The sequence below is a fragment of the Bradyrhizobium sp. AZCC 1693 genome (assembly GCF_036924745.1).
Classification (GTDB): Bacteria; Pseudomonadota; Alphaproteobacteria; order Rhizobiales; family Xanthobacteraceae; genus Bradyrhizobium.
Window position 1 is genome coordinate 2,580,690 of record NZ_JAZHSD010000001.1, and the last position, 26,765, is coordinate 2,607,454.

Annotated in this window: 25 protein-coding genes; 6 read left to right on the plus strand and 19 right to left on the minus strand. The window is 63.5% G+C overall.

Going from position 1 to position 26,765, the window contains the following annotated elements; genetic code table 11:
• Positions 1–30 precede the first annotated feature (30 nt).
• From paaE to V1293_RS12505, 12 genes are all read right to left on the minus strand, one after another.
• Positions 31–1,110 (minus strand): 1,2-phenylacetyl-CoA epoxidase subunit PaaE, encoded by a 1,080-nt coding sequence (gene paaE / locus V1293_RS12450; RefSeq protein WP_334509836.1) that lies wholly within the window; start codon positions 1,108–1,110, stop codon positions 31–33.
• Between the two features lie 2 nt (positions 1,111–1,112).
• Positions 1,113–1,616, minus strand: a complete 504-nt coding sequence (paaD, locus tag V1293_RS12455) for a 1,2-phenylacetyl-CoA epoxidase subunit PaaD (protein WP_334509838.1) — start codon at positions 1,614–1,616, stop codon at positions 1,113–1,115.
• Positions 1,610–2,386 (minus strand): 1,2-phenylacetyl-CoA epoxidase subunit PaaC, encoded by a 777-nt coding sequence (gene paaC, locus V1293_RS12460; protein WP_334509840.1) that lies wholly within the window; start codon positions 2,384–2,386, stop codon positions 1,610–1,612. The genes paaD and paaC overlap by 7 nt, the downstream gene beginning before the upstream one ends.
• A gap of 127 nt (positions 2,387–2,513) precedes the next feature.
• Positions 2,514–2,801, minus strand: a complete 288-nt coding sequence (gene paaB / locus V1293_RS12465) for a 1,2-phenylacetyl-CoA epoxidase subunit PaaB (protein ID WP_057844448.1) — start codon at positions 2,799–2,801, stop codon at positions 2,514–2,516.
• An 11-nt stretch (positions 2,802–2,812) separates the two neighbouring features.
• Positions 2,813–3,805, minus strand: a complete 993-nt coding sequence (gene paaA / locus V1293_RS12470; RefSeq protein WP_334509842.1) for a 1,2-phenylacetyl-CoA epoxidase subunit PaaA — start codon at positions 3,803–3,805, stop codon at positions 2,813–2,815.
• A 75-nt stretch (positions 3,806–3,880) separates the two neighbouring features.
• Positions 3,881–4,750, minus strand: coding sequence for a phenylacetic acid degradation operon negative regulatory protein PaaX (paaX, locus tag V1293_RS12475; RefSeq protein WP_334516709.1), 870 nt, complete (start codon positions 4,748–4,750; stop codon positions 3,881–3,883).
• 206 nt (positions 4,751–4,956) lie between these two features.
• Positions 4,957–5,727 carry an esterase/lipase family protein gene (locus tag V1293_RS12480; RefSeq protein ID WP_334509844.1) on the minus strand — a complete coding sequence of 257 codons (771 nt, stop codon included), beginning with the start codon at positions 5,725–5,727 and terminating at the stop codon, positions 4,957–4,959.
• Between the two features lie 184 nt (positions 5,728–5,911).
• Positions 5,912–7,198 (minus strand): DUF445 domain-containing protein, encoded by a 1,287-nt coding sequence (locus V1293_RS12485; RefSeq protein WP_334509846.1) that lies wholly within the window; start codon positions 7,196–7,198, stop codon positions 5,912–5,914.
• Positions 7,199–7,431: 233 nt separating this feature from the next.
• Complete coding sequence (locus tag V1293_RS12490; RefSeq protein WP_334388744.1) at positions 7,432–7,908, minus strand: phasin; 477 nt, start codon at positions 7,906–7,908, stop codon at positions 7,432–7,434.
• Positions 7,909–8,165: 257 nt separating this feature from the next.
• Entirely contained in the window at positions 8,166–8,759 is a 594-nt protein-coding gene (locus V1293_RS12495; RefSeq protein ID WP_334509848.1) for a GNAT family N-acetyltransferase, read from the minus strand.
• A complete protein-coding gene (locus V1293_RS12500) occupies positions 8,756–9,838 on the minus strand; it encodes an alpha/beta fold hydrolase (protein WP_334509851.1) in 1,083 nt (360 codons plus the stop codon). Before V1293_RS12500 ends, V1293_RS12495 begins: the two co-directional genes overlap by 4 nt.
• Complete coding sequence (locus V1293_RS12505; protein ID WP_334509853.1) at positions 9,835–10,215, minus strand: hypothetical protein; 381 nt, start codon at positions 10,213–10,215, stop codon at positions 9,835–9,837. Before V1293_RS12505 ends, V1293_RS12500 begins: the two co-directional genes overlap by 4 nt.
• 166 nt (positions 10,216–10,381) lie before the next feature.
• On the opposite strand from V1293_RS12505, the gene V1293_RS12510 reads away from it, so the two are divergent.
• Positions 10,382–11,296: an alpha/beta fold hydrolase gene (locus V1293_RS12510; protein WP_334509855.1), complete on the plus strand. Its 915-nt coding sequence runs from the start codon at positions 10,382–10,384 to the stop codon at positions 11,294–11,296.
• A gap of 135 nt (positions 11,297–11,431) precedes the next feature.
• Here the strand turns inward: V1293_RS12510 and V1293_RS12515 are convergent, their stop codons facing one another.
• The 7 genes from V1293_RS12515 to V1293_RS12545 all read right to left on the minus strand — a co-directional run bounded on the left by V1293_RS12515 (position 11,432) and on the right by V1293_RS12545 (position 20,808).
• Complete coding sequence (locus V1293_RS12515) at positions 11,432–12,106, minus strand: spermidine synthase (RefSeq protein ID WP_334509857.1); 675 nt, start codon at positions 12,104–12,106, stop codon at positions 11,432–11,434.
• A gap of 190 nt (positions 12,107–12,296) precedes the next feature.
• Positions 12,297–15,533, minus strand: coding sequence for a bifunctional cytochrome P450/NADPH--P450 reductase (locus V1293_RS12520; RefSeq protein WP_334509859.1), 3,237 nt, complete (start codon positions 15,531–15,533; stop codon positions 12,297–12,299).
• 149 nt (positions 15,534–15,682) lie between these two features.
• Positions 15,683–16,678 (minus strand): alpha/beta fold hydrolase, encoded by a 996-nt coding sequence (locus tag V1293_RS12525; protein WP_334509861.1) that lies wholly within the window; start codon positions 16,676–16,678, stop codon positions 15,683–15,685.
• Positions 16,679–16,687: 9 nt separating this feature from the next.
• Positions 16,688–18,235, minus strand: coding sequence for a WS/DGAT/MGAT family O-acyltransferase (locus tag V1293_RS12530; RefSeq protein ID WP_334509864.1), 1,548 nt, complete (start codon positions 18,233–18,235; stop codon positions 16,688–16,690).
• Between the two features lie 156 nt (positions 18,236–18,391).
• Entirely contained in the window at positions 18,392–19,126 is a 735-nt protein-coding gene (locus tag V1293_RS12535; protein WP_334516710.1) for an esterase/lipase family protein, read from the minus strand.
• An 82-nt stretch (positions 19,127–19,208) separates the two neighbouring features.
• Positions 19,209–19,460, minus strand: coding sequence for a DUF6489 family protein (locus V1293_RS12540; RefSeq protein ID WP_334509866.1), 252 nt, complete (start codon positions 19,458–19,460; stop codon positions 19,209–19,211).
• A gap of 94 nt (positions 19,461–19,554) precedes the next feature.
• Positions 19,555–20,808 (minus strand): NAD(P)/FAD-dependent oxidoreductase, encoded by a 1,254-nt coding sequence (locus tag V1293_RS12545; RefSeq protein WP_334509868.1) that lies wholly within the window; start codon positions 20,806–20,808, stop codon positions 19,555–19,557.
• Between the two features lie 200 nt (positions 20,809–21,008).
• Here V1293_RS12545 and V1293_RS12550 point away from each other — a divergent pair, with 200 nt between their 5' ends.
• The 5 genes from V1293_RS12550 (at position 21,009) to V1293_RS12570 (ending at position 26,662) form a co-directional block, all read left to right on the plus strand.
• Entirely contained in the window at positions 21,009–22,604 is a 1,596-nt protein-coding gene (locus tag V1293_RS12550) for an ABC transporter substrate-binding protein (RefSeq protein WP_334509870.1), read from the plus strand.
• A 105-nt stretch (positions 22,605–22,709) separates the two neighbouring features.
• A complete protein-coding gene (locus V1293_RS12555; protein WP_334509872.1) occupies positions 22,710–23,690 on the plus strand; it encodes an ABC transporter permease in 981 nt (326 codons plus the stop codon).
• A gap of 13 nt (positions 23,691–23,703) precedes the next feature.
• A complete protein-coding gene (locus V1293_RS12560) occupies positions 23,704–24,675 on the plus strand; it encodes an ABC transporter permease (protein ID WP_334509874.1) in 972 nt (323 codons plus the stop codon).
• The gene (locus tag V1293_RS12565; protein ID WP_334509876.1) at positions 24,672–25,667 is read left to right on the plus strand and encodes an ABC transporter ATP-binding protein; all 996 of its coding nucleotides are present in this window, start codon (positions 24,672–24,674) and stop codon (positions 25,665–25,667) included. The genes V1293_RS12560 and V1293_RS12565 overlap by 4 nt, the downstream gene beginning before the upstream one ends.
• Complete coding sequence (locus tag V1293_RS12570; protein WP_334509879.1) at positions 25,664–26,662, plus strand: ABC transporter ATP-binding protein; 999 nt, start codon at positions 25,664–25,666, stop codon at positions 26,660–26,662. Before V1293_RS12565 ends, V1293_RS12570 begins: the two co-directional genes overlap by 4 nt.
• Positions 26,663–26,765: the final 103 nt, after the last annotated feature.

A 26,765-nucleotide genomic window follows, 5' to 3' on the forward strand; every position in this document is an offset into this window, starting at 1 on the left:
CACCCGAGGTGTCAACGATCCCGCGATTTTCTAAACGTGGTCGTAGTCGACTACCACCCTGTCCGAACACGGCCGCGCCTGGCAGGTCAGGATGAAGCCTGCCTTCAGCTCCCACGGCTCCAGCGAATAATTGACTTCCATCCGGGCGTCGCCTTCGACCAGCTTGGCGCGGCAGGTCGAGCACATGCCGCCCTTGCAGGCGAACGGCAGATCCATGCCGGCGCGCAACGCCGCGTCGAGGATGGATTCCTCCTCGGCGACCGGCACCTCGCGGCGCTTGCCGTCGATGATCAGGGACGCGATCGCCCTGGGCGGCGCGGATGCCTCGATGATCTTCTTCGGGCGCGGCTTGCCGCCGAACTCCGAGACGAACCGCTCGACGTGAATGCGGTCTTCGGCGATGCCAATCTCGCGGCAGGTCGCCTCGATGTCCTCGCTCATGCCCATCGGGCCGCAGATGAAGACGTGATCGACGCTTGCCGCCGGCACCAGCGAGCGCAGCAGCACGCGTACTTTCTGGCCGTCGAGGCGGCCGTGCAGGATCGGGATATCCTGCTCTTCGCCGGAAATGACGTGGAACAGCGAAAGCCGCTGCATGAAGCGGTCCTTCAATTCCTCGAGCTCTTCGAGGAACAGCATGTTCGATGTCGAGCGGTTGCCATAGAACAGAAAAAAGCGGCTGTTCGGCTCGCGCGCCAGCACGCCCTTCACGATCGACAGGATCGGCGTGATGCCGCTTCCGGCGGCAAAGCCGACATAGATCCGCGCCGCGTCGGGTGCATGGGCAATGCCGAAGCGGCCGGTCGGCGTCATCACGTCGAGTTCGTCGCCGGACTTCAATTCATCCGCAGCCCAGTTCGAGAACGCGCCGCCGTCGACCTTTTTCACGGCGATGCGCAGTTCGCCGTCGTCGGGGCCGGAGCAGATCGAATAGGAACGACGCACTTCCTCGCCGTCCATTGTCGTGCGCAAGGTGAGATATTGCCCCGGCGTAAAGCAGTAGTCGCTTTCGAGCTCCTTCGGGATGGCAAACGTCATCGACACCGCGTCTGCCGCTTCGCGGCGGATATCGTTGATGGCCAGACGATGAAAGCGTGGCGCTACGGACATGGTCAATGACACTTGAAATAATCAAAGGGTTCGCGGCAGGCCTTGCAGCGCCACAGCGCCTTGCAGGAGGTCGAGCCGAATTCGGACAGCAGCTCGGTATTTTGCGAGCCGCATTGCGGACACGCCACCTGCTGTTCGCCGAACAGCGCGCGCCGCGAATTTGAGGCTTGCGGCGGGGCGATGCCATAGGCACGAAGCTTGTTGCGGCCGTCCTCGCTCATCCAGTCCGTGGTCCAGGCCGGCGACAGCACGGTGCGGATGGTCGGCCGCGCGATGCCGGCGCGTTCCAGCGCCAGCTCGATCTCGAGCGCGATCATGTTCATGGCGGGACAGCCCGAATAGGTCGGCGTGATCGCGACCTCGACGCGGCCGTCATGGACCTCGACCTCGCGCAGCACGCCGAGATCGGCGATCGTGAGCACGGGAATCTCGGGATCGACCACCTGCGACGCCGCTTCCCAGGCGCGCCGGCGCAGATCGGTATCGCCTGATACGGCCGTTACCATGTCGCCCCCGGAAAGGTCCGCTGCATCGATTGCAGCTCGCTGAGGAGATGGCCGAGATGCTCGCTGTGCCGGCCGCTGCGGCCGCCCTGCTGCATCCAATCGTTGTTCGGCAAGGCCAGCGTCGCCTCGCCGATGACGCCGGTGATCGTCTTCAGCCATTGCGAACGCAACGGCGCAGGATCGATCGCGATGCCAGCATCGATCAGGTCGCGTTCGCTGTCATCGACGGTAAACATCTCACCGGTAAAGGCCCAGAGCTCATCGATCGCTGCCTGCGCGCGGCCATGGCTTTCCCCGGTGCCGTCGCCGAGGCGGACGATCCATTCCGAGGAATGCCTGACATGATAGGCGCTTTCCTTTTCCGACTTCGCCGCAATCGCCGCCAGCGTCGCGTCAGTAGAGCGCATCATCGCACGCCAATAGAGATCGGCGAAGGTGGCGTAGAAGAACTGCCGCACCATGGTGCGGGCAAAATCGCCGTTCGGCTGTTCGAGCAACAAGAGATTGCGGTACTGCCTGACGTCGCGGAGATAGGCGAACTTGTCCTCGTCGTTATCCTTGCCTTCGACCCTGGCGGCATAGGAATAGAGCTCGCGGGCCTGGCCGAGCAGGTCGAGGCCCATATTGGCGAGCGCCATGTCCTCTTCCAGCATTGGCGCGTGGCCGCACCATTCGGACAAGCGATGCCCGAGGATCAGCGCGTCGTCGGCACGGCGCAGGGTGTAGAGCACCAGCGGCGTTTCGGAGACGGTGATGTTGGCGACGGTCATCTGCCTTCGTCCTTGCATCCACTTGTTCAAACGTCATCCTGAGGAGCCTGCGTAGCAGGCGTCTCGAAGGATGGGCCACGGGCTACACGGTTCGAGACGGCGCTTGCGCGCCTCCTCACCATGACGGCTACATATGCCCCACTTCATCCGGCACGTCGTAGAACGTCGGGTGCCGGTAGATCTTGGATTCCGCCGGCTCGAACATCATGCCCTTCTCGGACGGATCGGAGGCGGTGATCGCGCTCGACGGCACCACCCAGATCGAGAGGCCCTCGCCGCGCCGGGTGTAGATGTCGCGCGCGGCCTGCAGCGCCAGCGTCGCGTCGGTGGCGTGCAGCGAGCCGACATGCTTGTGCGCCAGCCCGTTGCGGCTGCGGATAAAAACTTCCCAGAGCGGAATGTTCGGCGTTGCCATCGCGCTTCTCCCTACTCGGCCGCCTGCAGGGCCGACCGCTGCCGGCGCTTCTCGGCATAGGCCATCGCCGCCTCGCGCACCCAGGCGCCGTCGTCATGCGCCTTGCGCCGCGCCGCGAGGCGATCGCGGTTGCAGGGGCCGTTGCCTGCCAGCACCTGCTTGAATTCTTCCCAGTCGATCGCGCTGTATTCCCAGTTGCCCGCTTCGTTTTGCTTCATGCCGGGATCGGGAATCGAGAGCCCCAGGAACTGCGCCTGCGGCACGGTGGCGTCGACGAACTTCTGGCGCAGCTCGTCGTTGGAGAAGCGCTTGATCTTCCATCTGGTCGAGGTGTCCGAGTGCTGGCTGGCCTGGTCGGGCGGACCGAACATCATCAGCACCGGCCACCACCAGCGGTTCAGTGCGTCCTGCGCCATCGCCTTCTGCTCCTCGGTGCCGCGGCACAGCGTCAGCATGATCTCAAAGCCCTGGCGCTGATGGAAGGACTCCTCCTTGCAGACGCGGATCATCGCGCGCGCATAGGGGCCATAGGAACAGCGGCACAGCGGGATCTGGTTCATGATCGCGGCGCCATCGACCAGCCAGCCGATCGTGCCGATGTCGGCCCAGGTCAGCGTCGGATAATTGAAGATCGAAGAATACTTTGCTTTCCCCGCCAGCATCAGGTCGACGAGTTCCTCGCGCGAGGTGCCGAGCGTCTCGGCGGCGGCGTAAAGATAGAGCCCGTGGCCGCACTCGTCCTGCACTTTTGCGAGCAACGCGGCCTTGCGGCGCAGTGACGGCGCACGCGTGATCCAGTTGCCCTCGGGGAGCATGCCGACGATTTCGGAATGCGCGTGCTGGGAAATCTGCCGCGTCAGCGTCTTGCGGTAGGCCGCCGGCATCCAGTCGTTCGGCTCGATGCGTTCTTCGGCATCGATGCGCGCCTGAAACTGCGCGGCCCGCGCGGCATCCTCAATATTGCGGTCTTCGCCCTCGGACGAATTGAGCGCCTGCGTATACATGGCGGACCTCCCTGATATCGTTGGGCGGAAATATATAACATAAATTACGATATGCAATATAATTCTGTAACATATTTATGGGTCGGCGAAACGCTTCGAAAGTTCCGCGCCGGGCTTCGGCAAGGGACCGCTTTCGTTGGTCGCATGGCGGTCAAGCCATTGTTCGGACGCGGGAAGCAGCGCGCGATAGATCTCGCTGCACAGCATTCGGGCAGCCCTGCCCGGCCAGTCCGATGCCAACAGCGCCGTCGGCAATAGCGGGTCCCGCAGCACCACGCGGCGGTAATGGTGGATCAAAAGGATCCGCGCGGTGAAGGCGTCCGCCTCGGCCAGCCGTTCGCCGCGGCCGATCCACGCTCGCAGCGGCTCGAAGGTTTTCATGAACTTCTGATAGGCGTCGGCGGTGCGATCAAGCGGCCAGCTTTCGCTGAGCAGGCGCCGGCCGCTGTCGTCCTCGGCGGAGACTTCGAGACGGATGGCGCCGGCAGCCTCCTCGGGCACCGGCACGCCCGATGGCGCAACCCACACGCCTGGCAGCGGACTGCCGAAGCCCCCATTCCTCAGCGCCTCGCGCGCGGCATCGCGGTCTTCGCCATTGCCGATCAGCAGCAGCTCAAACCGTCCGGTCCAGTCGGACGCGGGTGGCCCGTAGATGTGTTTCGTTGCGATATCAAAAGTTTGCCGACCGCTCTGCAGCAACCGGTAGAAGCTGTTGCGGCCGACTTTATTGCGCTCGAACCAGCCGTCGGCGGTCAGACGCGACATCGCGGTGCGCACCACGCTGGCGTCGATGTCCAACTGCTCGAAGAATTCGAGCAGCGTGCCAAGCCAGACCGAGCCGCCGCGCGGCACGATCGCGTCACCGAATACGGTGATGACGATGGAGCCGGTGCGCGACGGTTCGCGCTTCAACTGCTGGACGATGCGGGCAAGCGGCGGCGGCATGCGCCAAGGCATAGCGCGTTTTGCGGGATAGCGACAACGGTGGTGCCCGCTTCTCCCTCGCCCCGCTCTTGCGGGGAGAGGGCCGGGGTGAGGGGCTGCTTCCGCAAGCTCGATAGACGTGAGTACGCGGAGAGTCCCCTCACCCGGCGCTACGCGCCGACCTCTCCCCGCAAGAGCGGGGCGAGGTTGGCAAACGCCAGAGCCGTCTACCGATGCGGGTTCGGATAAACCAGACTGCGCCAGCCGCTTCGATCGAACGGCGCCCATTCGCCCTCAGCCTGCGCCAGGCGATCGGCGACCGCATAGACGACGGCCGGATGATGACCCATGCCGCAATGGCTGCTCTCGACCTCGATGCTCTCTGAGGTCGCTGACGTCTTTTCCATGCAGCCCTGCCAGGCGCAGACGCCGTCGGTGCGGCTGAAGATCGCGGTGGTCGGCACTGGCGGCGTCGCCGACAGCGCTCCGCCGAAACGGGCGTCCTCTTCGTCGGCGCGTCGGCCGCTTGCCATCTCGTAGACCCGCCAGGCGTTGGTCGCCTTCGGACCGGATGCAAACGGGCTGCCGAGCGTGATCACCGAGCGCACGCGCTCCGGCATCATCTTGGCGAGCTGGCGCGCGTAGAGGCCGCCGAGGCTCCAGCCGACCAGCGACACTTTGCGGCCGTGCGTATCATTCAACTCCTGCACCAGATCGACCATCGCGTTCTGGACGCCGTGGCGCAGACCAAGGTTGCGGCCCTGGCGCCAGCCTGAGACGGCGTAGCCGCGGCTCTTCAGGAAGCTGCGCAGCGGACGTGTGGACGTGTCGGACGCAACAAGCCCGGGCAATACCAGCACCGGGTGACCATCGCCACGCGGCGCGAGGCTCAGCAGCGGCAATGCACCAAGAAACGCACCCAGCTCGGAAATGGCTCGCCCCTCCAGGAACATGAGTGTTCTGGACGGCGGCGAAAGCGTCTGTGCAGCAACGGACATCATGTCTCCTCTCGGGCTGGCCCCTTACGTCTCGGCAGCCAAGCCACTGGTTCGGTTAGACGCAACGCAGCAGAATCGTTCGCAACGCAACATTGTTCCATAAAAAGCTAGGGAACCGGTTTTGGTCTTGCAAGCGGCCGAGGTCACACTTGGGATAAGTAAAGGCGTTGACGTGATTAATTAGTCACAGCAGCCGCAACAGATATTCGAGGGTGTACAACGCCAGCCCTGCAAGCCCGCCGATCAGCGAGCCGTTGAAGCGGATGTATTGCAGGTCGCGGCCGATGTTGATCTCGATCAGCGCAATCAGCTGCCCCATGTCCCAGGATTTCACCTGATCGGAGATGAAGGTCGAAACCCCGCTCTTCTGTTCGGCGACGACCGTTCGCAGCACGGCCACCAGGCCCTGATTGATTTCGGCGCGCAGCTCGGCGTCACCCGCCAGCGCCTCGCCTGCCGTCACGAACATGCGCACCAGATATTGCTCCAGCACCTGCGTCTCGCCGGAGGCGCTGCGCTCGAAGAAGGTGCGGACGTTCTCCCAGATGTGACGCGCAAGGCTGGTCAGTTCGGGCCGCGCCAGCAGGTCTCGCTTCAGGCCGGCGATGCGTTCGGCGTAAGCCGGATCTGTGCCGAGACGATCGACGAAGGTCAGCACCATGCGGTCGAACTCGCCGCGAAACGGGTGAGAAGGATCGTTGCGGACTTCCTCGAAGAACGCACTGGCCGATGCCACGATCTTGTTCACCAGAAACTTGTCGGCCCGATAGAGTTTCAAAAGCGTCGGCAACTCGGCGCGGATCTTCTCGCGGATCATCGCCATGGTCTCGGGCTGCGTCATGGTCTGATGTACGCCGCGCAGGAGATCGTCGAGCAGGCCTTGATGCCGGCCCTCCTTCACGAACGCCCGCAGCGTTCCGGCGGCGAGCGGCGCAAGATCGATCGCCATCAATTGCGCGGTGATGCGGCGACTGACGAAGGTCATCAGTCCGGAATTCTCCGTCGCCGCTACCGCCTCGGGCAGCAGCCGCAGCGCAAAGCGCGCGAGATCATCGCTGCGCTTGCGGTCGCGCAGCCAGTCGGCGATGAACGAGCCGAAATCGATCTGCCGCAGTTTTGCTTCGACCGGGGCGGATTCGAGGAAATGCACCTCGATGAATTCGCCGAGCTTGTCGGCGATGCGCTGCTGATTGCTCTGGATGATCGCGGTGTGCGGGATCGGCAATCCCAGCGGCCTTTTGAACAGCGCCACCACGGCGTACCAGTCGGCGAGGCCGCCGATGGTGGCGGCCTCGGCAAAGGCCGCGATGAAGCCGAACACGGGATGCACGGGCAGCAACGCCTTCGCACCGAGGAAGATGGCAAACGTCGCCGCCAGCACCGACGTTGCCAGCAACTTCACGCGCCGCAGCTCGGCGGCGCGCGCGGCGTCGCCGGGGGTGTCGATGGCGAAGGTGCCGGGAAGGCTCATGACGACTTTCGAACGGTGAATTCGAATTCTAACGCTTCATGCCTGACGTGTCCCGGACGCGGTGCAGCGCATTTTGCGCTGCCCCGCAGAGCCGGGACCCACGCGTAAGTATGGACGCCGGCTCTGCAGCGCACCGCTGCGCGCTGCGCTGCGTCCGGGGAACGCGAGAGGCAAAAAAAAAGGCCCGCCTAACTAAGCGGGCCTTCGAAAATGCAGTTGTCAGGCGATCGCGATCAGGCGGTCTTGGAGTAGACCTTGGCGAAGTTGTCCTGCGCGTTCTTGGCACCCTCGGTGACGAGCTTGCCGAGATATTCGGTGGTGGCCTTCGCCCGCGAGACGAGCACTTCGCCACGCGCACGAACCATGTCCGACTGGATCTGGGCGGCTTCGCTCAGCGACTTGGCCGAAGCGAGCTTGTCGATGCCGGCGAAGAACGCTTCCGCGTCCTGATAAAACGCCTGCTGGATGTTGCGGCTGATCTTGGCGGCCTCGGTAACCGAACCGGCAACGGCGGTCTCGATGGCAGCGGTGACCTTCTCGGAGCCGGCATGCATGTCGGCGGCGCGAACCTTGGCGGTCTCGGCCTGCTTCTTCACGAACTCACGAGCAGCTTCCGGAACTTCCAGGTTCTGGAGCTTGGTGAACGCCTCGGTGACGGGCGCGAAGGCTTCCTTGACGGTGTTCAGCACGGAATTGGTTTCGGTGGTCATGGGGGTCTCTCCATCCTCAGGTTTGAGCTATGGGCTCACCCCGTCCGGATTGGCCCGGGGCACGAGCGTTGTGCCATAGTTAATGGTGCGGCGCAACATCAATGTTGCAGCGCGATATCACGAATTCGTGATAAGTCTGATGGATGAGCGGTTCGCCCAGAGAACCGGCAAAAGTTCCACTTTAGGCTAATGCCGGAGCCGCCCGCCTACTTTGCATGGGGTTGTTTTGCGAATTTTTTATCCGGGCTCTGGCGCCCCTAGTGCTGGACCGCCCCCGGCAACCCGTAGGCTTCCATCTGTGCCCGAACCTGCGCCACATTATGCCCGAGCACGACGATATCGTGCTTCTTGCCGTCGACGTCCCGGACGTGGTCCCGCAGCAGGGCCTCGGCCTTGAAGCCAAGGCTTTCGAACAGCGTGATCGCCGCCTGCTGGTCGACCGTCATCTGCACCGACAGCTTTTCCAGCCCGGCGCCCAGAGCCAGCGCAAAGGTCTCTTGGGACAGCGCCCGGCCGACCCCCTGCCCGCGGACATCAAGCGACACCACCATCCGGATCTCGCCGACGTGGGGAGACCAGGAATGCGGGTCGCGCACCAGCGTGCCGCAGCCGACCACCGTCCCGCCCTTTGTCGCCACCAGGCTTACGATCGCGCCGCGCTCGATCTCGTTGATCCAGGCCGACAGCACTTTTGGCTGGCTGATGTTGCGCGGCAGGAACAGCAGGTCATGCGTCGGGAGCTTTTGCGCAAACGCCAGCACCGCAGCCTCGTCGCTGCGCGCCATCAGGCGAAATTCGATGTCGCCGTCGTCGGTCTTGACGTGGCGCGGATAGGAACGTGTTTCGCTCATGTTGATCTCTTACCTAGCCAGGAGTCCAGTTTCGGCCACAGCCGCTTGATCGCGTTGGCGCCGGCGACAAGGCTGACGTGCCCGCCCTTCAGCATCACCTCTTCCTTGTCCGTCGAGCCGACCTTGGTGATCAGGTGCTTTGCAGCATCATAGGGCACGATGTGATCGTGCTCGGCGACCGCATGCAGGATCGGCACGGTGATCTTGGAAATATCAGCGGTGCGTCCTCCGACCGACATGGTGTCGTTATAGAGCTTGTTGTCCCACATCAGGTCCTTGGTAATGGTGCGAAAGTACTCGCCGGCCAGCGGCAAGGTGTCCGTGCCCCAGCGATCCATCATCCGGTACGCCTTGACGTATTCGTCGTTCCAGATGTTTTCCCACAACTGCACCTGGCTGACGGTGCGCGAGGCCGGCCGCAGCATTTCGAACGAGGACAGGATCATTTCCGGCGGCACGTTGCCGACGCTGTCGACCAGCTTGTCGACATCGAAATAGCGCCGGTCGGAAAAATTCTGGAACAGCTTCATCTCGCGGAAATCGATCGGCGTGGTGAAGCAGATCAGGTTCTTCATCGGCCCGTCGTTGAAGATCGAGCCGTAGAGCAGCGACAGCACGCCACCGAAGCAATAGCCGATCACGGTGACGTCGTGCTCGCCGGAATCCTGCTGCACGCGGCGGATGCAGTCCGGGATGAAGTCGAGGACGTAGTCCTCCATCCGCAGGGATTTTTCCTCCGGCTTCGGCGCGGTCCAGTCCAGCATGTAGACGTCGTAGCCGCGCTTCAGAAGAAACTCGATGAAGCTTTGGCCGGGCACCATGTCGAGGATGTAGCCACGGTTGGTGGTGGCCATCACGATCAGGATCGGCACGCGGTAGATTTCATCCGCGATCGGCCGGTAGTGATAGAGGTTCATGGTGCCGCGGACGGCCAGGATGTCCTTTGGCGTCGAACCGAGCGATGGGCCGGACGAGGAAAAATACTCGACGCCCTTGATGCTGCGCTGGATCGCGCGCTGCACCTCGGACTGGACCCGCTCCGAGATGGAGGCGAGATCGAGACCCGCGGGAGCGTTCATTTCTGCTCTCCCTCCGATGGCGGACGCCTGGTGCGCGGCGGCCGCGGCGTGCCAGGGCCGCCGTCCTGCGCCAGCGAGTTATGATGCACCTGGTGCAGCATCGCCTTGATCTCGTTGAGCTGGCCCTCGATCGACTGCAGCCGTTCGGCCATGCCGACCATCTGCGCCCGGCTCGGCAGGTTCATCGCCAGCAGGTATTTCTCCATCAGCTCGCCGAGCTGCTTCTGCGCGCCCGCCGTCACGCCGCCGACCTGGTTCATCGCCTTGGAGAATTCAGGCGAGGTCATCGCCTGGTTGGCGAAGGAATTGAACCCCTTCTCCATTTCCCCGAGCATGGTCTGCCAGATCGCGGCAGGATCGTTGCCTTTGTCGGCCATAGGCGCCCTCTCCCGAAAGGTTACGAGCGCTTGCCACGCTTCGCTTCTGTTGACCCCATACCACACCGTTGCGGCGGGCCGGTCAACCACTGCCAAGCCTTCTGCGCTGCGGGAAACCGTGCCATAGTTACTCAAAGCTCAGGTCACCCAAGGGAAGACAAACGCGATGCTCGCTCATCAGCCGCCACAGATCGCTCGCGCCAACGGCATCGACATTTGCTACGAAATTTTCGGCGATCCGGCCGCGGAACCGCTGTTGCTGATCATGGGGCTCGGCGCCCAGATGATCCATTGGGATGACGATTTCTGCCGCCAGCTCGCCGCGCGCGGCTTTCGCGTCATCCGCTTCGACAACCGCGACATCGGCAAGTCCTCGCACATGTCCGGCGGCGGACGGCTGACGCCGTTCGAGCTGCTGAAACTGCGGTTCCTGAAGATCCCGGTGGCGGCGCCCTACAAATTGATCGACATGGCCAAGGACACGGTCGGCCTGATGGACGTGCTCGGCATCAAGTCCGCGCATCTGGTCGGCGCCTCGATGGGCGGCATGATCGCCCAGGAAGTCGCGCTGTCGTTCCCGCAGCGAGTGCGTTCGCTGACATCGATCATGTCGACCACGGGCAACCCGAAAGTGCCGCCGCCGACACGCGAGGCCGCCGCCATGCTGATGGCGCCGCCGCCGAAAACCAAGGAAGAATATTTTGAGCGGTTCGCCAAGACCTGGAAAGTGCTGCGCGCAGGCTCTTTCCCCGAAGACGAGGCGCTGGACCCCGCACGCGCTGCACGTACCTACGAGCGCGGCCTCAATCCGAACGGCGTCGGCCGGCAACTGCGCGCCGTGCTGGCCTCCGGCAGCCGCAAGGAACGGCTGGCTCAGGTGAAGGTGCCGACGCTGGTCATTCACGGCACCGTCGATCCGCTGGTGCGTCCCGAAGGCGGCAAGGACACCGCCGCATCCATCCCCGGCGCAAAGCTCGTGATGATCGAGGGCATGGGCCACGCGCTGCCGATTCCGATGTGGCCGCAGATCATCGGCGCGATCGAAGAGCACGCGCATCGCGCGGCGGCGAAGGCGGCCTAGCCTCTCTCGTCGTTCCTGCGAACGCAGGAACCCATAACCACAGGGCGCCATGGGTTAAGCAAGGCGTCGACTACTGCCTTTAGTCCGCTGGGCCGCGGCGTTCGCAGGGACGACAGCGAGGGTTGGGCGTGCAACTCAATCCTTCGTCGCGATCCAGATGACATGACGCGCTCCGCCGCCTCTTCCGGTGGCGCGGACGTTGACCTCGTTGACGTCGAAGCCTGCGCCGCGAAGCCGCCTGGTGAACGGCGCATTGGGCCCGGAAGACCAGACCGCCAGCACGCCGCCAGGCCGCAACGCCGCGCGCGCCGCTTCCAACCCGGACGGACTATAGAGCGCATCATTGGCCTTGCGGGTCAGCCCCTCCGGGCCGTTGTCGACGTCGAGCAGAATGGCGTCGAATTTCAAACGGTGCGAGCGGATGATTTCGGTGACGTCGGATTCGCGAATGCTCACGCGCGGATCATTCAGGCTGTCGCCAAAAATTTCCGCCATCGGGCCCCGCGCCCAGGCGACGACCGCGGGCACCAGTTCGGCCACCACGATCTGCGCCTTGCCTCCGAGCACGGCGAGTGCGGCACGCAACGTAAAGCCCATGCCGAGGCCGCCGATGAGCAGATGCGGCTCTGCGACCTTTTCGATCCTCTTTGCCGCGAGCGTCGCCAGCGCAGCCTCCGAGCCCGAGAGGCGGCTGTTCATCAGCTCGTTGGTGCCGAGCATGATCGAAAACTCCTTGCCGCGCCGCTTCAGGCGGAGTTCGTCACCGGTGCCGGGAATGCGGGCGGTGTCGATTTTTTCCCAGGGAATCATGCCGGAGCTTTAGCACGACCGGCAATGCCCGTCGTCCCAGCGAGGCGAGCGCACCGAAGCCCGATCTCGTCATCGTCCGGCTTGACCGGACGATCCAGTATTCCAGAGACCGCAGTTGTCAGGTTCCGTCTCACGACCGCCGCGGCGTACTGGGTCCCCCGCTTTCGCGGAGGACGACAGCCGAGCAAGCCTACCCGCCGGCCCACACATCCAGCACGTAACGGTTCCTAGTTCCGAGATCGTCGATCCAGCGCAGCCCGGCGTCAGCATTAGCCCCTGACTTTTCGCGATAGATCGCAACCAGCGCGGCCTTGACGTCCGGCTCCATTCTGCTGCCGTCGCCGCAGACATAGACGATCGCGCCCTGCTCGATCAGGCTCCAGACACGGTCCTTCTGCGCCGCCACCTGATGCTGCACATAGGCCTTCGGCCCGTCGGCGCGCGAGAACGCGGTGTGCAATTCGGCAATGCCGTCGACGGCGAAGGCTTTCAATTCATCCGCGTAGAGAAAATCCTGGTCGGGATGCCGGCAGCCGAAGAACAGCATGGCCGGCCCCAACCTGGCGCCTTGCGCCTTGCGGTGCGCGCGCTCCTGCAGGAAGCCGCGGAATGGCGCCAGTCCCGTGCCGGGACCGATCATGATCACGGGTTGGGCCGGATCGTCGGGCAAGCGGAAGCCGGCCTTGGTCTCACGCACCGTGGCATGAATGGTATCGCCGACGCGGCGGCCGGAGAGATAGTTCGAGCACACGCCCTTGTAGACGCCGCGGCCCGAACTGGCCGGCGCCTCCACGACGCCGACGGTGACGCTGCAGCGCGCGCCATCGCCTGACGGCGACGACGAGATCGAATAATAGCGCGGCGCCAGCAGCGACAGCATTTCCAGATAGCCGTGGAATGGCAGTTCGCAGGCCGGATGCTCCTCCAGCAAATCGAAAACCGATTTGCGTTTTGTCAGCACGTCCGAGCGGTAGCGCTCCGCAGAAGCCCCATCGTCGCCGACATAGGCGAGCAGTTTCGGCTTGGTGACGGGACAGCGCGTGTGTTCCGACATGATCTGGATCTGCTTGCGGGTCGCGATCTGCTGCAGCTCGACGAACTCGGTCAGCAACCGTCCGACCGAGACGGCATCGCCGACCGGCAACTGCGCGCGGCGGCCTTCGGCGACCTGCAGGCGGATCTGATCGGCTGGCAGGAAGCCAAAGCGGCGTGCGACGGAATCGACCAGCGCCGGATCGTTCCGCGGCACCACGCTGAGGTGGTCACCGACGCGATAGGTGATGCCGGGCGGCAATTGCACCTCGATATGCCGCGTCGAGCGGTCGGAAGGGTTGGCGCCGCTTTTGTTCTGCAGTTCGGAATTGACCGACACTTTCATCGGCGCGACGCCACCCTGCGTGACGAGCGCGTTGACGGCGGACGGCGCCACCGGCTCGATCGAATACAGCGGCGCGTCGTCAGCGCTGCGGGCGAAACTGGAATCGACGCCCAGCTCCTTCATCGCCGCAGGCGCTGCCTTCGCGAACCATTTTTCGAACTGGCCGTCGAGATCGCTGCGGGCATCGCCCTCGCCGCGGGCGGAGAGGCTGCGCGCGCCATGCGCCGCCAACTGCTCGTCGATCATCCGCGGCACGGATTGATAAGTCGCCGCCCAGTCGCTGTTACCGCAGCCAAACACGGCGTAACGCACCTTGGCGAGCGCATCCTTCGGCAGGCCGCCGTCCAGCCATTTGACGAACTGCGTGGCGTTGTCGGGGGCTGCGCCGTTGTAGGAAGCGCAAAAGATCAGCAGCCCGCCCTCCTCCGGCAGCCTGCCGACATAATCGTCGAGCGCGCCGAGCTTGGTCGCAAAGCCGTTGACCTCGGCAAGATCAGCCACCCGCGTCGCCAGTTCTTCCGCCGTGCCGAGGTTGGAGCCGTAGAGCACCAATAGCGGCGTGTTGTGTCCCGGACGGGCCCGCGCCTGCGGCGCCGCCGCGCTCGAAGCAGCCGCCGCGACGGCCGCACGTCCGGCGAAGGCGCCGCGGTCCTTGTCGCCGCGCGGCCGCACCTTGATCTTGAAGCCGTCGGGCTTGATCGTCAGCGTTTCCTTCAGCTGCATCTGGTAGCGGTGCGTATCGATCAGCTTGAAGCGCTGCAGGATCATGCCGATCGCAAGCGCCGCCTCGTGCATCGCAAAGCCGCGGCCGATGCAAGCGCGCTGGCCGTTGCCGAACGGTTTCCAGGCGTTGATCGGGCGCTTGGCCTCGGCCTCGCGGCTGAAATTTTCGGGGTCGAACGCATCCGGGTTCGGACCCCAGACGCTGGGATCGCGATGCAGCGCCATTACGAGCACGGTGACAAACGTGTTCTTTTTCAGCTTGTATTTGCCGCCGATCGTCTCGTCCTGAAGCGGCGCGATGCCATAGGCCGGCGCCGGCGGCCACAGCCGCAGCGCCTCCTTCAAAATCTGCGTGATGTAGGTGAGCTGGGTGACCTGCTGATAGGTCGGCTTTGCATTGATATCGGGCCCGAGCACCCGGTCGACTTCCTCATAGGCCTTCTTCAGCACCTCGGGATACTTCAGCAGCGCATAGATCGTGCATGACAACAGCCCGCTGGTGGTTTCGTGGCCCGCGATCAGGAATGTGTTGATCTGGTAGCGGATGTTGACGTCGTCGAGCTGCTCGCCGGTGGCACGGTCGACGCCGGTCATCATGGCACCCAGCATGTCCTTCTTGGCATCAGTGACTTCCGCATTGCCGCGGCGCTCGGCGATGATCTCGTCGACCATCTTGTTCATGAAGATGACGTCCTGCGCGAGCGTCTTGCGGCGCTTCTGCATCCAGAGATTTTCCAGCGGCAGGCCACGTGTCATCATGATGGTCTCGAGCGAGCGCACCAGCGATTCCACGAACGGATGATAGTCCCGGCGGTAGAACGAATTGAAGCGATAGTCGAAGCCGCACAGCCCGATGGTGTCGAGCGTCAGCGCCGTCATGTCGTGGACAACGTCGATTTCCTCGTCGGCGTTGAGCCGCTCCCATTTCTTGACGAGCTGCTCGGCGATATCGACCATGCTCGGATGGTAGGACGTCATCGCGCGGTTGCCGAACGGCTGCAGCAGGATGTTGTGCGCCTTGCTCCAGTTCGGCTCGCTGGTATCGGCGGTGAACAGCCCGTCGCCGCCGACGGCGCGAACGCGGCGCAGCGAACCGCGCACCGCCTTGTCGAAACGCTTTTCGTCGGAGAGTTCGTCGATCAGATCGTGGCCGCCAACAATGACGAGCGGCGCACCCATCATGTCCAGCCAGAAGATCGGCCCCAATTCCTTGGTGAGCCGCACCAGATGCTGCACCGGCGCGTTGGGATCCAGCGACAGCATGTTGCCGACGACGGGCTTTTTCGGCGGATGCGGTATCGGACTCAATTTGTTGGGGGACGCCATTGTCGAAGTATCTCCTTGCCTAACCTCCTGACGCTGTCATTCCGGGGCGATGCGAAGCATCGAACCCGGAATCTCGAGATTCCGGGTCTGCGCTGCGCGCATCCCGGAATGACGGCGCGAGACGCTATGCTCGCTATGACAACGTCATCCTAACCAAATCTTTTTCTACGCCATTCGATCAACTTGGCGCTGACCTCGTCCGGCTTTTCCTGCTGTGTCCAATGGCCGCTGTCGCGCACCAGATATTTCTCCAGATCGGGGACGAGCTTCTCCATGCCGTCAGCGGCCGATGGCGGCAGTACGTGATCGTTTTCGGCCATGATCATCAGCGACGGTACCCGCACGGTGTGGTCCAGCCACTCCGAACGCTGCCAGTTGCGCGACATATTGCGGTACCAATTGATGCCGCCGGTGAAGCCGGTTTTGGTGAAGGTATCGACGAACACCTTCTTTTCCTCCGGGCTCAGGATCGGCGTGCGCGGATCATGTTTGGCGTCGTAGCCGGCGATCATTTGCGGAAACGCCAGGTTGAGCCTTGGCGAGGCGCCCACACCGGCGACCGGCTTGTCTGCGGGCGCCGTGTCGCTGCGCGGCACCGGCTTGCGCATGAAGGCATCAAAGGTCTGTTCGACCCGGCTGCCGAATATTCGATCGGGTTCGCGCGCGGGGTCCTGAAACTGCACGATATACATCTGGTCGCCGAAGCGCATGCGGAACAGTTCGATGGGATCCGCCGGCGCGCGGTCCATGTGAGGGGTATTGACACCGACGACGCCCGCGGTGCGATCAAGATGCCGCAGCGGCATCTGCCAGACGATGAAGCCGCCCCAGTCGTGACCGACGAAGATCGCCTTGTGGATCTCGATATGGTCGAGCAGCCCGACGAGATCGTCGGTCAGATGCTCGATGTCGTAGGCCTCGACCGGCTCCGGCCGGTCGGTCGCGCCGTAGCCACGCTGGTCCGGCGCAATCACGCGGATGCCGGCCTCGCTCAGCGCCTTGATCTGGTGACGCCAGGAAAAAGCGAGCTCCGGCCAGCCGTGGCAGAGAATGAGCGGCGGCGTGTCGGACTTCGGCCCCGCCTCGTAATAGCCCATGCGAATTCCGTTCACCTCGGCGAACTGCAGCGGCGGCATTTCAATCATCACACGCCTCTATTCAGCCGCGCTGGTCATTTTCGGTGGCGGCGCGTACGCCGCCTCCAGCGCCTCAAACTCTACCGGCAGCATGTCGCACATGACCTGGACATGCGGAATGATGTTGGCGCCGGCGATGAAGCCAAAATCGAGCTGGTCGCGGTAGCTCTGCACGGTGATGTTGAGCGCGATCCCGTGGGTCGAGATCGACACCGGGAAGATGTGCAGCAATTCCGCGCCTGCTGCATAAAGCGTTTGCCGCGGCCCCGGCACGTTGGACACCGTGATGTTGGCGGACGGCGGCAGCACGTTCGACAAGTCCGAGCGGCTGTAGAGCAGCGCCATGATCTGCACCAGGATCGGCGCGCCGAGCATCGAGACGTTGGAGACCTGCGGCATGAAGGCGCGCAGCGGATGCGACATCTCCTTCGACTTGGTGGATTGCGCGATGATCGCCTCTAGCCGTGCCTTAGGGTCCTCGATATTGGTGGCGATCGAGCAGATCATGCCGAACACCTGGTTGTTGGCCTCGGTGTTACCCTCCTCGCGCAGCGAAATCGGCACCGCCGCCGTCATCGACTTGGCGGGCAGAGCGCCGCGCTCCAGCAGATAGCGCCGGACCACGCCCGACGACAGCGCCAGCACCACATCGTTGAGCTTGCCGCCGGATGCCTTGGCGACCGCCTTGGCCCGCGACAGCGAGATCGAGGTGCCGGCGAAACTGCGCTCCGACGAAATCGCCTTGTTCAAAATCGTCGGCGGCGAAACCATGCTGGCGATGCTATCGCGCGACTTCGGATCGGAGATCTTGCCGACCACATCGGAGACGCTCTTGAGCATCGCCGGAATGCTGCCGGCAAATTTCACCGCGCTCTCGATCTGGAACATCGCATTATCGAACAGGATCGATCCGAGATCGCTCTTGCCCGAGCGCGGCAGATCGAGGGTCTTCGGCGTCGAAGAGCCGTCGAAAGGCTGGCGCCAGAGCTGCTGGTAGGAATCGATCAGGTTGGCGGCGATGTCGCGCGGCTCGTTGCCGCCCTTGGCCTGCGGTACGGGTTGCTCGACCACGCGCGGCACCGGAGTGACGTCATAGATCATGTTGGTCAGCGCCGCGCCCGCGCCGCCGTCGATGCAGGCGTGATGCATCTTGGAATAGAGCCCGATCTCGTTGTCCTTCATGCCCTCGAAAACGTAGAACTCCCACAGCGGCCGGGCGCGGTTAAGGAGTTTCGCATGCATCCAGCCGACGATGCGCTCCAGCGTGGCGCGGTCATACGGCGCCGGCAGGCTGCCGCGGAAAATGTGACGGTCGATGTCGAACTGGTCGTCCTCGACCCAGGACGGATGATCGATGTCGAGCGGGGCCTTTTCCAGGCGGGCTTTGAGGATCGGCGCGATGTGCAGCCGCGAGGCGATCATCGCCTTGAAGTCCTCGAAGAAGTTGCCGTTGTAGTTCTCGGGCAGGCGGAAGATCGCCATGCTGCCGACATGCATCGGCATTTCAGGCGTTTCCAGATACAGAAACGACGCGTCCATCGAAGACAGCTTCTTGGCGTCCGCCATATTTTCCTCCCGCAGTAGAAAACGCGGCGCCTTGGCGGCGCTTCTGGCGTCCAGAATGTCTTTGTTATTGGAGCATATCCGAAAACCCCTAGCCATCCCGCATCAATTGCCGGGCCGGATCTTCCGAATTCATGCCCTTAAGCTCAGGGCGTTGGCTCAGGATTGTGCATTTTCAGGGGGGCCGTAGGCAATGGCAAATGGTCCTGATCGGTCAAAATGCTTAAATTCTCCCTCGGGCCGCGCCAGACGGTCGGCCACCGCCCATAGTGCTGCGGGGTTGACGCCGAGCCCGATATGGCTGGCGAAGTACACCTCGATATTTTCGGCGGTCTCGGAAGGACGCAGCAGGCTGGTGTGCCAGTTCACGATGCCGTCGGTGCGGGAATAGATCGACGTCGCCGGCACCGGCAGGTCACCGGCGATCGCCTGGAGGATTTCCGGATTGTCCTCGACCGTCTCTCCCGACAGCGCCTCGTAGAGTCGCGTGGCGTTGGTCGCGCGGATGTCGTTGGCAAACGGACTGCCGAGCGTAATCACCGAGCGCACCATGTGCGGCGCCTGCAGGGCGAGATCGCGCGCATAGACGCCGCCGAGACTCCAGCCGACCAGGCTGACCTTGCGGCCGGTCGATTCATGAATGCGCCGCAGGAGGTCGCGCAACGCAGCGCGCTTGGAAGCGACGCCGCCGAGATTGCGGCCCATGTTCCACGCATGGGCGTCGTAGCCGAGTTCTTTCAGATAGCGCCGCATCGGCGCCATCGACAGATCACTGGCGAGAAAGCCGGGCAGCGCCAGCACCGGATGGCCATCGCCCTTCGGCGCGCGCAACAATAACGGCGACAGCAGCAAGCTCGAATTCAGTTCGAACAGGCCCCTCGCCTCGGCCAGCATCAAGAACAGGCTCGGCGGCCGAAGCCGTTGCTCGCCCGCCGCTCCGCCCTCCGCGATGGCCACTATTACTTATCCTTCTTAATTACTTATCCTTCTTACCCAAGCCGCCGAGGCCGGCCATGGTCACGAACATGTCCTGGAATCGCTCGGCGATCTTGGGATCGAACGTGAACCAGCTCTGGATCAGCGATTCCGGAGAAACCTTGTCGATATTGGCCATCACCTGCTGCTGCATCTTGTCCATCACGGCGGTCTGCATCGGCGAGACGTCGGGCAATCCGAAAAACTGCCTGGCCTCCAGCGGCGTGCAATCGATTTCGACGTTAACTTTCATGACCGCTCCTCTTGTGGCTTGCTGCAGTATCGCCACGATGACCCCGATCACGCAAGGACAAGAGCGGGGCCCGGCCCCTCAGTTCCCGATATGGTCAACCAAAGCGTTCGACGGCAAAGGGCCTGACATCGGCAAACGGGGTCTCGCCGGTCATCATTTCGGCCAGCAGGCGGCCGGTCGCGGGTCCGAGCGTCAGGCCGTGGTGCTGGTGGCCGAAATCGAACCACAGCCCGCCATGGCGGGGGGCCTTGCCAATGACCGGCAGCATATCGGGCAGACAGGGCCGCGCGCCCATCCAGGGCTTGGTGTCGACCGGCTCGCCCAGCGGAAACAGCCGGTGCGCCCGCGGCAGGGCCCGCTCGACCTGCACCGGGGTCGGCAGCGCATCGCGGTGGGCAAATTCCGCGCCGGTCGTCAGGCGAATGCCGCGGTTCATCGGCGCCAATAGATAACCCAGATCGGTGTCCAGCACGGGATGATTCAAGACCGCGTTGCCGCGCGGCTTGACGTGCAAATGGTAGCCGCGCTTGACCTGCAGCGGGATCGAATAGCCGAGCGGCGCAAAAATCTGATCGGACCACGGTCCCATCGCCACCACGACGTCGCGCGCCGTAATAGTGCCTTCCAGCGTCGCCACCCGCCACCGTCCGCCGGATTGTTCGAGCGTTCGTGCGTCACCGACAAGGTATCGCCCGCCCTTGCGGCCGAACAGCGCCGCATAGGCCTTGGCCAGCCCGCCGGGATCGGGCACAAATCCCGGCGCCGGAAAATGGATCGCGCCGCTGAAATCGCCGGTCAGATGCGGCTCGCGCGCAACAATCGCCGCCGTGTCCAGGATTTCACCCGCGACCCCATACTGCTTGGCACGCTCCAGTTCCCCCACGGCGCCCGCAAGCGTCGCCTTTGAACGAAACAGCTTGATCCAGCCGTCTCGCCGCAACAGGTCCGGCACGTTAGCTTCCGCAATCAGCGCTTCATGCTCGATCAGGCTGCGCTGGATCAGCGGCAATTCGGCCATCGCGCTGTGCAGTGCACGCTCCGGCGACGAGGCGAGGAAATACCGTGTCAGCCACGGCAGGAAAGCCGGCAAATCTCTGAAATGGTAACGCACCTGCGGCGCGCGAAGGAGCGCGTAGCGCAGGATCTGGCCCAGGTCCCGCGGAAACATGTAGGGAAAGACCGAGGCACATTCGATCAGTCCGCCATTGCCGTAGCTGGTTTCCTCGCCCGCGGTATCGTGCCGGTCGATCAGAACCACGCCCCGGCCGCGTTTCTGCAGGTGCAAGGCGGCGCTGACGCCGACCATGCCCGCACCCAGGACGAGTACGTCGGCCTTCAGTTCCGCCATCTGGCACTCCGAAAGTTCAATGTAACGTGCTTGCGCGCACGGCTTATGGTGAAACTAGTCATTACCGCACCGCCGCGCAAACCGGCACGCGGTGCGGGATAATGATGCTTGCGCCGCGCGGCTGGACTTTGGCAACATGGCTCGGCAGTATCTGCCGCCAGTCGCGGAAATGGCTGATCAAAGCGGGGAAATCGAACAAAATGTCGGTACGTCGGAGTTTGTTTGCAGCGGCCACGGCTTCAATCCTTGCCTTGGCAATGGCGCCGGCATCGGCCCAGAGCCTGCGCTACGCCAACCAGGGCGACCTCAAATCGCTCGACCCCTACACATTGAACGAGAGCACCACCCACGCCCATCTCGGGCATGTCTTCGAAGGCCTGGTGGCCCGCGACAGGGACCTGAAGATCATCCCCGCACTGGCGGAGAGCTGGGAAATACCGGAGCCGACCCGCTGGCGGTTCCATTTGCGCAAGGGCGTGAAATTCCAGAACGGCGACCCCTTCACTGCCGACGACGTGGTTTTCTCGGCGGAACGTGTTCAAAAGAAGGGCTCGAACCTGCAGACCCGCATTCCCAGCGGCACCAAAGTCGTCAAGGTCGACGACCACACGGTGGACTTCATCCTGACCGCGCCCAATCCCATTCTCAATTCGCAATGGGATACCTGGTACATCATGGACAAGAAGTGGGCCGAGGCGAACAACGCCGTCGAGCCCACGCCCGCCGCAGCGACGACGCCGAGCTTTGCCTCGCTCAACGCCAACGGCACCGGCGCCTTCACGGTCGAAAGCCATCAGCCGGGCGTCAAGACCGTGTTCAAGGCCAATCCGAACTGGTGGCGCAAGCCCGAGCATAATCTCAAGGAAATCATCTTCACCCCGATCGGCTCGGACGCCACCCGCGTCGCCGCCCTGCTCTCGGGTGAAGTCGACGTCGTCGAACCGGTTCCGATCCAGGATATCACGCGGGTGGACTCCAGCCCGAACGCCCAGGTGCTGAAGGGGCCGGAACTCCGCACCATCTTCCTCGGCATGGATCAGGTGCGCGACGAACTGCTCTATTCCAACATCAAGGGCAAGAACCCGTTCAAGGACGTCAAGGTGCGCGAGGCCTTCTTCAAGGCCGTCGACATCGAACTGATCAAGACCCGCGTCATGCGCGGCCTGTCGACGCCCTCGGCGCTGATGATCGCACCGCAATTGTTCAAGCTGTCCGGCGACTTCACGCGGCCGAAATTCGATCCCGACGGCGCCAAGAAGCTTTTGACCGAAGCCGGCTATCCCGACGGTTTCGAAGTCACGATGGACTGTCCGAACGACCGCTACGTCAACGACGCCGCGATCTGTCAGGCTGTCGTCGGCATGCTCGCCCGCATCGGCGTCAAGGTGACGCTGCTGGCCCAGCCCAAGGCGCAGTATTTCGCCAAGGTGCTGAAGCCCGGCGGCTACCAGACCTCATTCTTCCTGCTCGGCTGGACCCCCGGCACGCTCGACTCCCACAACGTCCTGTTCGACATCATGGGCTGCCGTGACGATCCGAAATCCAGCCGCGGCGAGGCCAATCTCGGCGGCTACTGCAACAAGAAGCTCGACGAACTCACCGACCAGGTGTTGCAGGAATCCGACACGGCCAAGCGCGACCTCCTGATCAAGCAGGCGTACGAAATCGGCGCCAAGGACTTTGGATATATCCCGCTGCACCAGCAGGCGCTGGCGTGGGGTGTGTCGAAGAAAGTGAAGCTGAGCCAGCGCGCCGACAACCAGGTCCTGCTCTACTGGGCGACCAAACAGGACTAGCCAGGCGTCAACACAGGTCCCGGCGATTTAGCGGCTTTCCGGGACTTTTCGTTTCGAGGCGACCGCGACGTCCGCCGCCGCACAAGAGAGCAGTGAAAGGAATCCATGCTCGCTTTCACTCTTCGCCGCGCTATCCAGGCCATCGGCGTCATGATCGCGGTCGGCGTCATCGCGTTCTCGATGTTCCGCTTCGCGGGTGACCCAGTCAACCAAATCGTGTCGCTGGACACGCCGGCCGCCGAGCGCGAGGCGGTACGCAAGTCGCTCGGCCTCGACGATCCCGTGCCGGTGCAGTTCGCCCGCTACTTCGCCAATGCGGCGCAATTCAAGTTCGGCGTCTCCTATCAATTCCGTCAGCCGGTTTCGAACCTGTTGATGGAGCGGATGCCGGCGACGCTGGAACTGGCCGCCTGCGCCACCGTTTTCGCCATGGTGTTCGGCATCCTGATGGGGGTCTATTCGGCGCTGCGGCGCGACACCATTCTCACAAAATTTTTCCAGGCGGTATCGCTGATCGGAATCTCGCTGCCGACCTTCCTGATCGGCATTCTCCTGATCTATCTGTTCTCGGTGACGCTGGGTTGGCTGCCCTCGTTCGGGCGCGGCGACGTGGTGCGGATCGGTTGGTGGACGACGGGTCTGCTCACGCTTTCCGGCCTCAAGGCGCTGATCATGCCATCGATCACGCTAGGCCTGTTCCAGATGACCCTGATCATGCGGCTGGTGCGCGCCGAAATGCTCGAAGTGCTCCGCACCGATTACATCCGCTTCGCCCGCGCCCGTGGCCTCACGACACGCGCAATCCATTTCGGCCACGCGCTGAAGAACACGCTGGTTCCCGTCATCACCGTGGCAGGGCTGCAGTTTGGCTCGGTAATTGCATTTGCCATCATCACCGAAACCGTCTTCCAGTGGCCGGGTATGGGATTGTTGTTCGTGCAGGCGGTGCAAAATGTCGATATCCCGATCATGGCGGCCTACCTGCTGATGGTGTCGCTGATCTTCGTCACCATCAATCTGGTGGTCGACATCCTCTACACCATCGTCGACCCGCGTCTGCGCTCGACCATCAGCCGTCCGGCCTAAAGCGAGACATAAGATGTCCGATGCCGTGGTGCCCCACCGAGTAGAGCCGAGCGCGCCAGCGGCGCGTTCCGGCACGAGCTGGCTGAAGCGCGCGCTCGACAGCGATATTTTCTATTCGTTCCGCCGTTCCCGGATGACCATGGTGGCGGCGGCCGTCACCATCCTGTTTTTCCTGCTGGCGATCTTTGCTTCCCAGCTTGCCGTGCAGAACCCGTTCGATCCGGCGCAACTGCAGTTGATGAATTCGCGGATCTCGCCGCTATGGACTGCCGACGGCCAGAGCCCGTTCCTGCTCGGCACCGACGAACAGGGCCGCGACGTATTTTCCGCCATTCTCTACGGTTTGCGGATTTCGCTCGTGGTCGGCGTGCTCGGCGTCATCTTTGCCGGCACGCTCGGCATCACGCTCGGGCTGGTCGCGGGCTATGTCGGCGGCGCGGTCGACGGCTTGATCATGCGCATCGCCGACGTGCAGCTTACCTTTCCCGCGATCCTGATCGCGCTGTTGGTCAACGGCGTCGCCAAATCCGTGTTCGGCAACCGGCTGGACGCCATGAGCACGCTGGCGGTGCTGGTGGTCGCAATCGGCTTAAGTTTCTGGGTACAATATGCCCGCACCGTGCGCGGCTCGGTCATGGTCGAGAAGAGCAAGGACTATGTCGCGGCAGCCCAACTGATCGGCCTGCCCGCGCCCAAGATCATGCTGCGCCATGTGCTGCCGAACACGATGGGTCCGATCCTCGTCATCGCCACCATCAACCTCGCGCTCGCCATCATCACCGAGGCCACGCTGTCGTTCCTGGGCGCCGGCATGCCGGACACCATGCCCTCGCTCGGCACCCTGATCCGGATCGGCAACAATTATCTGTTCGCCGGCGAGTGGTGGATCGTGGCCTTCCCCGGCATTGCACTGGCGGGACTGATCCTCTCCATCAACCTGCTCGGCGACTGGCTGCGCGACGCGCTCAATCCAAAGCTCCGATGACCGTTCCTGTCCTCTCCGTGCGTAACCTCGAGGTGGAATTCCTCACCCGCCGCAGCACGCTGCGCGCGATCAACGGCGTCTCCTTCGACATCGCCAAGGGCGAAGTGCTCGGCGTGGTCGGTGAGTCCGGCGCCGGCAAATCGGTCACGGGGCTTGCCGTGATCGGGCTGATCGATCCGCCCGGCCGCATCGCAGGCGGCGAGATCTACCTGTCGGGAACGCGGATCGACCATCTGCCGCCGGAAGAAATCCGCCGCATCCGGGGCAAGCGGATCGGGATGATTTTTCAGGATCCGTTGACCAGCCTCAATCCGCTCTACCGGATCGGCGACCAGATCGTCGAGACGATCCGGACCCACCTGAATCTGTCGGAGACCGCGGCGCGCAAGCGCGCCATCGATCTGCTGGCCGAAGTCGGAATCCCCGCGCCGGAAAAACGCATCGACGCCTATCCGCACGAATTCTCCGGCGGCATGCGCCAGCGCGTCGTGATCGCGCTCGCGATCTGCGCCGAGCCGGAACTGATCATCGCCGACGAGCCGACCACCGCGCTCGACGTCTCCGTGCAGGCGCAGATCATCTCGCTGATCAAGCGCCTCGGGCGCGATCATGGCACGGCGGTGATGCTGGTGACCCACGACATGGGCGTGATTGCCGAGACCTCCGACCGGGTCGCGGTGATGTATTCGGGACGGATCGCCGAAATCGGCCCGGTGCAGGACGTGGTGCAGAACCCGCTGCACCCCTATGCCAAGGGATTGATGGGCGCGATCCCGACGCTCGCCGGCGAAGACAAGCGGCTGGTGCAAATTCCCGGCTCGATGCCGCGGCTGTCGGCGATCCCGCCGGGCTGTTCGTTCAATCCGCGCTGCGCGTTTGCGTTCGACCGTTGCCGCGTCGAACGGCCGGAACCGCTGAAACAGGGCTCGCATGCCGTGGCCTGCCATCTCTTCGATACCGCACCCCGTGAAGCGGCGAAGGAGACCGCATGAGTCCGCCCTTTGTCGACGTGAGAAATTTACGCCGCGTGTTCGACGTCTCGAAACCGTGGCTCAACCGCGTGCTGGAAGGCGGCCATCTGGAATTCCTGAAAGCGGTCGACGGCGTGACGTTCGACATCAAGAAGGGCGAAACCTTCGCGCTCGTTGGCGAGTCTGGCTCGGGAAAGACCACGGTGGCGCGGATGGTGGTGGGATTGCTGCCGCCGAGCTCGGGCGAAGTGATCATCGACGGCGTGTCGATGACGAATGCGAGGCAGGCGCAGGCGCGGCAGCGGCTGCGCCGCCGCATCCAGATGATTTTTCAGGATCCTTATGCGAGCCTCAATCCCCGCTTTCGGGTCGATGCCATCGTCTCCGAGCCGATCCGGGCCTTCGACCTGATCCAGGGCGAGCGCGATATCCGCTCGCGCGTCGGCGAATTGCTGAGCCTGGTCGGCCTGCATCCCGACGACGGACTGAAATACCCGCATGAATTTTCCGGCGGCCAGCGCCAGCGCATCGCCATCGCGAGAGCGCTGGCGTCGGAAGCCGAATTCATCGTCTGCGACGAGCCGACCTCGGCGCTGGACGTTTCCGTGCAGGCGCAGATCCTCAACCTGATGCGCGACCTGCAGGACAAGTTCGGGCTGACCTATCTCTTCATCAGCCACAATCTCGCTGTGGTCCGCCACATGGCGACCCGCATCGGCGTGATGTATCTCGGCCGCATCGTCGAGATTGCGGAAGGGCGCGAATTGTTCGCCAATCCCAAAATGCCCTACACCAAGATGCTGCTGGGTGCGGTTCCGGATCTCGCGATGTCCGGCCGCCAGCGGATTCCGGTCAAGGGCGAAATCCCCAATCCGATCGATCCGCCGCCCGGCTGCGCCTTCAACCCGCGCTGCCCGCTGGCGTTCGATCTCTGCCGCCGGGAAGCGCCCGCCCTGATCGACGGGGTCGCCTGCCATGCTGTCAACCATCCGGTTGAGGCCACGGCCTTGGTATGATCACGGAGATGGGTGCAATGCGTGGCATCCCAGCGGTTGGCATCCAGCCGCGCCTGTGGTCAAGTGCGCCCGCATCGCGATACCAGCACGGCATTGGATTCCC

Coding starts and splice junctions, on each gene's coding strand:
- paaE (WP_334509836.1), bottom strand. CDS start 1,110: ATGTCCGTAGCGCCACGCTTTCATCGTCTGGCCATCAACGATATCCGC.
- paaD (WP_334509838.1), bottom strand. CDS start 1,616: ATGGTAACGGCCGTATCAGGCGATACCGATCTGCGCCGGCGCGCCTGG.
- paaC (WP_334509840.1), bottom strand. CDS start 2,386: ATGACCGTCGCCAACATCACCGTCTCCGAAACGCCGCTGGTGCTCTAC.
- paaB (WP_057844448.1), bottom strand. CDS start 2,801: ATGGCAACGCCGAACATTCCGCTCTGGGAAGTTTTTATCCGCAGCCGC.
- paaA (WP_334509842.1), bottom strand. CDS start 3,805: ATGTATACGCAGGCGCTCAATTCGTCCGAGGGCGAAGACCGCAATATT.
- paaX (WP_334516709.1), bottom strand. CDS start 4,750: ATGCCGCCGCCGCTTGCCCGCATCGTCCAGCAGTTGAAGCGCGAACCG.
- V1293_RS12480 (WP_334509844.1), bottom strand. CDS start 5,727: ATGTCCGTTGCTGCACAGACGCTTTCGCCGCCGTCCAGAACACTCATG.
- V1293_RS12485 (WP_334509846.1), bottom strand. CDS start 7,198: ATGAGCCTTCCCGGCACCTTCGCCATCGACACCCCCGGCGACGCCGCG.
- V1293_RS12490 (WP_334388744.1), bottom strand. CDS start 7,908: ATGACCACCGAAACCAATTCCGTGCTGAACACCGTCAAGGAAGCCTTC.
- V1293_RS12495 (WP_334509848.1), bottom strand. CDS start 8,759: ATGAGCGAAACACGTTCCTATCCGCGCCACGTCAAGACCGACGACGGC.
- V1293_RS12500 (WP_334509851.1), bottom strand. CDS start 9,838: ATGAACGCTCCCGCGGGTCTCGATCTCGCCTCCATCTCGGAGCGGGTC.
- V1293_RS12505 (WP_334509853.1), bottom strand. CDS start 10,215: ATGGCCGACAAAGGCAACGATCCTGCCGCGATCTGGCAGACCATGCTC.
- V1293_RS12510 (WP_334509855.1), top strand. CDS start 10,382: ATGCTCGCTCATCAGCCGCCACAGATCGCTCGCGCCAACGGCATCGAC.
- V1293_RS12515 (WP_334509857.1), bottom strand. CDS start 12,106: ATGATTCCCTGGGAAAAAATCGACACCGCCCGCATTCCCGGCACCGGT.
- V1293_RS12520 (WP_334509859.1), bottom strand. CDS start 15,533: ATGGCGTCCCCCAACAAATTGAGTCCGATACCGCATCCGCCGAAAAAG.
- V1293_RS12525 (WP_334509861.1), bottom strand. CDS start 16,678: ATGATTGAAATGCCGCCGCTGCAGTTCGCCGAGGTGAACGGAATTCGC.
- V1293_RS12530 (WP_334509864.1), bottom strand. CDS start 18,235: ATGGCGGACGCCAAGAAGCTGTCTTCGATGGACGCGTCGTTTCTGTAT.
- V1293_RS12535 (WP_334516710.1), bottom strand. CDS start 19,126: ATGCTGGCCGAGGCGAGGGGCCTGTTCGAACTGAATTCGAGCTTGCTG.
- V1293_RS12540 (WP_334509866.1), bottom strand. CDS start 19,460: ATGAAAGTTAACGTCGAAATCGATTGCACGCCGCTGGAGGCCAGGCAG.
- V1293_RS12545 (WP_334509868.1), bottom strand. CDS start 20,808: ATGGCGGAACTGAAGGCCGACGTACTCGTCCTGGGTGCGGGCATGGTC.
- V1293_RS12550 (WP_334509870.1), top strand. CDS start 21,009: ATGTCGGTACGTCGGAGTTTGTTTGCAGCGGCCACGGCTTCAATCCTT.
- V1293_RS12555 (WP_334509872.1), top strand. CDS start 22,710: ATGCTCGCTTTCACTCTTCGCCGCGCTATCCAGGCCATCGGCGTCATG.
- V1293_RS12560 (WP_334509874.1), top strand. CDS start 23,704: ATGTCCGATGCCGTGGTGCCCCACCGAGTAGAGCCGAGCGCGCCAGCG.
- V1293_RS12565 (WP_334509876.1), top strand. CDS start 24,672: ATGACCGTTCCTGTCCTCTCCGTGCGTAACCTCGAGGTGGAATTCCTC.
- V1293_RS12570 (WP_334509879.1), top strand. CDS start 25,664: ATGAGTCCGCCCTTTGTCGACGTGAGAAATTTACGCCGCGTGTTCGAC.